The organism is Acetivibrio sp., from assembly GCF_035371925.1.
GTDB lineage: Bacteria > Bacillota > Clostridia > Acetivibrionales > Acetivibrionaceae > Hungateiclostridium.
Map to the genome: position 1 here is coordinate 21,164 of NZ_DAORXT010000036.1, position 6,263 is coordinate 27,426.

Below are 6,263 nucleotides of genomic sequence, written 5' to 3' on the forward strand. Positions count from 1 at the left end.
TCGCTTAAGATTTGCAAGAAACGGAGAATGCTTATGCTTTTCGATTCACATGCGCATTACGATAACAAGAGGTTTAATGAAGACAGGCTTGAAGCAATAAAAAAAGCTTATGACAGCGGTGTTATGTATATTTTAAATGCTTCTGCCGACATGGCTTCCTCAAAGGCAACAATTTCTCTCACAAAGGAATTTGATTTCGTTTACGGAGCTGTGGGGGTTCATCCCCACTCTGCGGCGGAAATGACTGACGAAGACATTGCAAAGCTCGAAGAATTTGCGAAAGAGGATAAAATTGTTGCAATCGGAGAGATAGGCCTTGACTATTATTACGATTTTTCCCCGAGGGAGCAGCAGAAGCTTTGGTTTGCAAAGCAAATAAACCTCGCACGGAAATTAAATTTTCCCATAATTATCCACGACAGGGATGCCCACAAGGACGTTTTGGATATAGTAAAGGCTGAACAGGCCAGAGATGTCGGAGGAGTATTCCACTGTTATTCGGGAAGTGTTGAAATGCTAAGGGATGTGTTGGAAAACAACTTTTACATTTCTGTAGGAGGGACGCTCACCTTTAAAAATGCAAAGAAAGCTGTTGAGGTGGTGGAGCATGTACCGTTAGACAGGCTTTTAATAGAGACCGACTGTCCGTATCTTACGCCCGAGCCCCACAGGGGAAAAAGAAACGATTCAAGCTATGTCAGGCTTGTGGCGGAGAAAATTGCCGAGATTAGGGGCATGAGCTTTGAAGAAGTGGCTGAAATCACCACTAATAATGCAAAAAGGCTTTTTAGAATCAAATAATTTAAAAATTGACATAATACATTTATCACCAATTTACCTCCGGTTCATATAATGATATTGAGTTAAGAAGAATATTGGACCGGAGGTAAATTTTTTATGGAAAAGAAGTATAGAAAAGAACCTGTTGAAATACCGCCAGAGATAACAGAAACTGCTGGAGTCCAGACGGTACCGGGAATGGATATGATTCAGCAGGCCCAGCCAATGGATGAGGCGGAAGCAATGGGCGAGATGCCTCAAATAGGGCCAATGCAGCAGATGCCGACACAGCCCATGGAGCAAGTTCCTTATGCTCCGCAAGCCCAGCAAATGCCTTATATACAGCAAATGCCACAGATGATGCCCGTGGTTTGTTGCCCTTTCCTGACTCAAATGCATTGTCCGATGATGCCCATGGATTATGCAGCTATGCCTCAACCGATGCAGCACGCCATGCCGCAAGCTATGCCCCAACCGATGCAGCAGGCCATGCCGCAAGTAGTGTCTCCCAATCAATATATGCCGGGTCCTTGCGGAAGTCCATATCCCACACAGTATATGGATAGCCCGTGCGGATGCGGTTCCGATATGTACGAACAGAGCATGTATAATCCGAATATTTACAATCCAGGTATGTATAATCCGATGAGACCCGGTTATTATTAATCCGAAAGGAGATTGTAATGGCAAAACTTGTCATTGTGTGTTGTTATATTAAAAGCTATAAGGTACTTAAAATCTAAGCGGGTAAATTATTTACCTGCTTTTTGTATAAATATGTATAAATAAATTAGTATCCTTTGCCGATGAAAGACAAGAAGCTTGAAAGGCCTTTCAGCTGTTTTCGCAAAGAGGGAATAAGAAGTATAATGGTCGGGAAGTCAGGTAATAATTAGGGGTATATGACAAATAATGTTTATGAATTTGACAAAGAGAGCCATTTTAAATAAAATACCCATAAGTCCCTTAATATTTCAAATGGGAGGTGTAGGAATTGTCGCAACTTCTTGAAAATATTAAAAGGTATATTTCATCCAAATTGTTGACAGTAGCAGCCGTTATAGTTATAGTTGCAGGTATTTTGGGAGCGGGGGCATATTACAGCTGTCGGAAGGAAGTAGTAATAAATTTGGACGGCAAGCAAATTGCTGTAAAAACTATGAAATCTACCGTAAAAGAAGTATTGATGCAAAGCGGCATAACTTTAGGCGAGAACGACTATATTAGTCTTCCGCTTGATTCAAAACTGCAGAGCAAAAAAGATAATGTCATAAATATAAAAAGTGCAGTACCCGTTACAGTAATTGCCGATGGGCAGGAAATTCAACTTATGACTTCAAAAAGCACAGTCCGGGAGGCTCTTGAGGATGACCCGATAAATCTCGGCCATTTGGACCGGGTTGAGGGGGCGGACCTTGAAGACCGGATAGTTGAGGGCATGAAGTTGAAAGTTGTGAGGATAAAGAAGCAACTTGTAAGTCAAAATGAAATTATCCCTTATGACGTGATAAAAAAGGAAAACAGCAGCATGGAAAAAGGGGACTTCAAGGTAATAAAAGAAGGCAAGGAAGGAGTAAGGGAAAAGATATATGTGGTTTCCTATGAGGACGGCAAAGAAACAGGGAAGCTGCTTTTAAGCGATAACGTTGTTTCAAGCCCGGAAACCAGGATTGTAGAGATTGGCACTATCCCCAGTTATACCACAGCCAGAGGAGAGAAATTCAGGTATAAAAAGGTAATGACCATGAGGGCCACAGCTTATACCGCATCCTACGAGGATACAGGAAAGACCCCCGACCATCCGGAGTTTGGAATTACCTATACCGGAGTCAGAGCGAAAAAAGGTATTGTTGCCGTAGACCCGAAGGTTATACCTTTAGGGACAAAGTTATACATAGAAGGTATAGGGGATACTCCCGATTACGGATATGCCGTTGCCGCAGACATCGGAAGTGCTGTAAAAGGTAATATTATCGACCTCTATATGGAAGATAGAGCGGCGGTTAAACGATGGGGAGTAAAAAACGTAAGAGTCTATATACTTCACGATTGATTTTTAGATTGAAAAATATTGCATAATAGTTTATGCTATAATGTTTAAGGGACTAAAATGGGGCCGGGATTAAATGTCCCGGCTTTTAAATTTTCTTGTGGAGTTGAAACAATGGGAGGAAACACTAAAAAACTTATTCAAAAATATAATTTAAAATTGACAAAATCCTTGGGTCAGAATTTTCTTACTGATGATAATGTAGTAAAAAAAATAGTTGATGTTGCAAACGTATCGGATAATGACCTGGTGATTGAGATTGGCCCTGGGGTGGGCAGTATGACGACAGAATTGGCTAAAAGGGCTAAAAAGGTCATTGCCGTTGAGATTGACAAAAGACTTATACCTGCATTGCAGGAAAACCTCTGTGAATTTTCAAATGTAGATATCGTTAACAAGGACATAATGGATGTAAATATAAATGAACTTTACGATAAGGGGCAGTACGGCAGCATCAAAGTGGTTGCAAATCTTCCCTACTACATAACAACACCTATTATTATGAAGCTTTTGGAGGAGGAGAACGATATAAACCTTATGGTTTTCATGGTTCAAAAGGAAGTGGCCCAAAGAATGACTGCCGCTCCGGGAAAAAAGGACTATGGTGCCCTGTCGGTTGCTGTCCAGTATTACACGAAGCCGGAAAAGGCCTTTGATGTGCCTCCCCACTGCTTTGTCCCTCAGCCGGAAGTGGATTCTACTGTCGTAAAACTGAATGTGAATGAAGCCCCGCCGGTGCAGCTTATAAACAGGGACTTCTTTTTCAAGGTGGTAAAAGCCGCTTTTGGTCAAAGGAGAAAAACTTTGGTAAATGCGTTGCATAATTTTAAAGTTTTGGAGAAGACGAAAGAAGAAATCAAGGAAATATTAAACCAACTGGGTATTGATGAAAACGCAAGGGGAGAAACATTGTCAATTTCCCAGTTTGCCCAGCTTTCAAATCTGCTTTTCAAATCTTCTTAATATATTGGTCAAGAGTATACAAGGCTAAAATTCAACATATGGTAATAAACCGTTAATACTTTCAATCTTTTAAGAGTATAAACGGTTTATTTTTTTATTTACCATCATATATATAGTTATGAACTCGGTAATATAAAAATTCATTTTTAAAGTGCACAATTTTTTAAAGGTTAAAAGATGTTTTGTATATGGGCGGAAGAGTTCGTCTAAACCTTTTGGAGGGAGGGGCAACAAAATGGATAATAGATTTAGATATCACAGGTCATTTTTAATATTTACCCAAGAGGATTCAAGAAACGGCGAAGGAAGAGAACCGTCGGGATATGTGAAAATAGAAGTAAAGGACGGAAAAGGGAGGCTGTCCTGTCAACTGTCAAATCTCAAGGAAAGCAATGATTCGGTCTATAAGCTGTATTTAATAAAAGCGAATGAGTCAAGCTTCATGGCAGTTTGCCCGGGAGTCATTCCATTGGCGAGGGGAAAAGGTGAATTGAATTGGAGTTTCAGCCCGGCAGATATTGGGGGAATCGGACTCAGTGTGGATGACATCAATATTGCGGCAGTTATTCTTGAAAATAACGAACAGTACATAGACAATATTCTCTGTCCCCTTGCGGCATATAAAAACGGTAAAATCGAGTGGAGACAGAGAATGAAGAAGTTTTTGAACAAGCAAAGGGAGGGGGAGAGAAAACAAAACGAGGAGAGAGAAGAAGCGAAAGAAACAGCAAGAACAAAAGAAGTTCAAAGAACGGAAGAAGATGTGTTAATTGAAACCCAGCTGTTAATGGCCCATGAAGACATAAAAAAAGATGAGGACATTACAAGCAAATATGAAAGTGTAATTGAAAGTATATACAGGAAAGAGGACAAAAAGGGCGATATAGGTGCCATTGCCGAAGATGACAGCAGGATTAATGATAATATGCAAAAAGAAGAAGCGGAAGTTTCAAAGTTGCCGATAGAAGAACTGCCTGAAAATGACAAAGTAGAGGATGAGGGCATTAGAGCCGATGATAAAAATGATAATGGGGTTTGCATGGATGATGAGCAAAAAAGAGAAGATGAGATTGAAGATGAAGATAAAAATGAGAATAGGGAAGAAAATGAAATTAAAGCTCAAATTAAAGATGAATCTGATGCCAAAAGAGAGTTTTGCAATAAAATAAGTTTTGAAGAATTGGTGAAAAAATTTGACAGATGCTTTGAAAAGTGCAATCCGTTTATGGCGGGCAGAAAAGATTACATATGGTGGAAGATAGCAAGTCCCGTTCATTTAAACAACATACTGTACCAAATGAAAATAGATGTGCCTATCCTTTTCAATCCCTTGGTGCTTATGGCCCACTTTAAATACAGGCATTTGCTTGTGGGTATCTACGAAGACAAAACCAGAAATCTTCGTTATATTGTCTGCGGTGTTCCCGGGGTTTATTGGGTTGACGAAAAGCCCTTCGGAAAAATGTGCAGGTGGGCCCAGGTTAATGGAAACATACCAAAATACGGGGCATTCGGGTATTGGCTTGTTTATATAAATCCCGACACGGGAGAGATATTAAACGTTAGTTAGCAGAATGTTATTAGATATTTTAATCGACACATTAAAATAATTAATAAATAAATTAAAAAAATTTATAAAAACTATTGGATTTTTTTATGATATGGTATATTATATATAGTGTGAGTTATTTAGGGGAAACAAGGGAGGTGCATATAATGGAATTTATTAAAGATTTTACAAGGAAAGTTACTGACACCGCCAAGTTTGCAGCGAGGAAATCCAGCGACATGGTTGAGATTACCAAATTGAATTTCAATATTGGAACTGAAGAGGATAAGATTAAAAGAGCGTATGCTCAAATGGGGGAAATCGTATATCGCTCTTTTGAAAATGGAGAAGAAGTTCCTGCGGATTTAAAAGCACTCTGCGAAAAGGTTGCGGATATGAAGAAAAATATCGAGCAAATGAAGCAGCAGATTCTGAGGATCAAAAGTATAAAGGTTTGCCCGTCATGCAAAGAGGAACTTCCGGAAGAGGTGGCATATTGCCCTAAGTGCGGCACAAAGCAGGAAGTGGTTGTGCGTGCCTCACAGGAGCAAAAGGAAGAAAACAATGAGCAGGCCAAAGGAGAAGATGAAGCACAAAACAATACGGAGTGCAGTGAGGAATGTAATGAAAAAATTGATTGTGCTGCAGAAAACAGTGTGGAAAGTCTCGAAGAGAATAAAGAAGAGAACAGCGATAATCAATGTCAGACGGAAGAATACGAAGAAAAATAAAGCTTTCGTATTCTAGGATAAAATATTTTTAGTCTATGGCTTTTAACGGTGCCATGGGCTTTTTTATTTTTTTCGCGTAAGTTTCACAGTTATTTTATGTTTGTGGTACTATAAAAATTAGGTACGGTCAATGTTAATTTTATGATTGTCCCACAAAAAGCTAGAAAATATAAACAAATAGAGCAAAATA

General features: G+C 39.4%; 6 protein-coding genes. All 6 read left to right on the forward strand.

The annotated features are described in order from the left end of the window. Positions 1–33: 33 nt before the first annotated feature. The 6 genes from PLH43_RS06760 to PLH43_RS06785 all read left to right on the forward strand — a co-directional run bounded on the left by PLH43_RS06760 (position 34) and on the right by PLH43_RS06785 (position 6,073). Positions 34–801, forward strand: a complete 768-nt coding sequence (locus tag PLH43_RS06760) for a TatD family hydrolase (RefSeq protein WP_324361405.1) — start codon at positions 34–36, stop codon at positions 799–801. Positions 802–897: 96 nt separating this feature from the next. Continuing rightward, positions 898–1,446, forward strand: coding sequence for a hypothetical protein (locus PLH43_RS06765; RefSeq protein WP_324361407.1), 549 nt, complete (start codon positions 898–900; stop codon positions 1,444–1,446). Positions 1,447–1,774: 328 nt separating this feature from the next. After that, on the forward strand, positions 1,775–2,833 hold the full coding sequence (locus tag PLH43_RS06770) for a ubiquitin-like domain-containing protein (protein ID WP_324361409.1): 1,059 nt from the start codon (positions 1,775–1,777) through the stop codon (positions 2,831–2,833). Between the two features lie 111 nt (positions 2,834–2,944). Next, positions 2,945–3,793, forward strand: coding sequence for a 16S rRNA (adenine(1518)-N(6)/adenine(1519)-N(6))-dimethyltransferase RsmA (rsmA, locus tag PLH43_RS06775; RefSeq protein WP_324361411.1), 849 nt, complete (start codon positions 2,945–2,947; stop codon positions 3,791–3,793). A 235-nt stretch (positions 3,794–4,028) separates the two neighbouring features. After that, complete coding sequence (locus tag PLH43_RS06780; RefSeq protein ID WP_324361413.1) at positions 4,029–5,363, forward strand: hypothetical protein; 1,335 nt, start codon at positions 4,029–4,031, stop codon at positions 5,361–5,363. Between the two features lie 146 nt (positions 5,364–5,509). Next, positions 5,510–6,073, forward strand: coding sequence for a hypothetical protein (locus PLH43_RS06785; protein WP_324361415.1), 564 nt, complete (start codon positions 5,510–5,512; stop codon positions 6,071–6,073). Positions 6,074–6,263 lie beyond the last annotated feature (190 nt).

What these genes read in the sequence shown, in the direction of transcription:
- PLH43_RS06780 (WP_324361413.1), top strand. Translation starts at nt 4,029, where the DNA reads ATGGATAATAGATTTAGATATCACAGGTCATTTTTAATATTTACCCAA.
- PLH43_RS06785 (WP_324361415.1), top strand. Translation starts at nt 5,510, where the DNA reads ATGGAATTTATTAAAGATTTTACAAGGAAAGTTACTGACACCGCCAAG.
- rsmA (WP_324361411.1), top strand. Translation starts at nt 2,945, where the DNA reads ATGGGAGGAAACACTAAAAAACTTATTCAAAAATATAATTTAAAATTG.
- PLH43_RS06765 (WP_324361407.1), top strand. Translation starts at nt 898, where the DNA reads ATGGAAAAGAAGTATAGAAAAGAACCTGTTGAAATACCGCCAGAGATA.
- PLH43_RS06760 (WP_324361405.1), top strand. Translation starts at nt 34, where the DNA reads ATGCTTTTCGATTCACATGCGCATTACGATAACAAGAGGTTTAATGAA.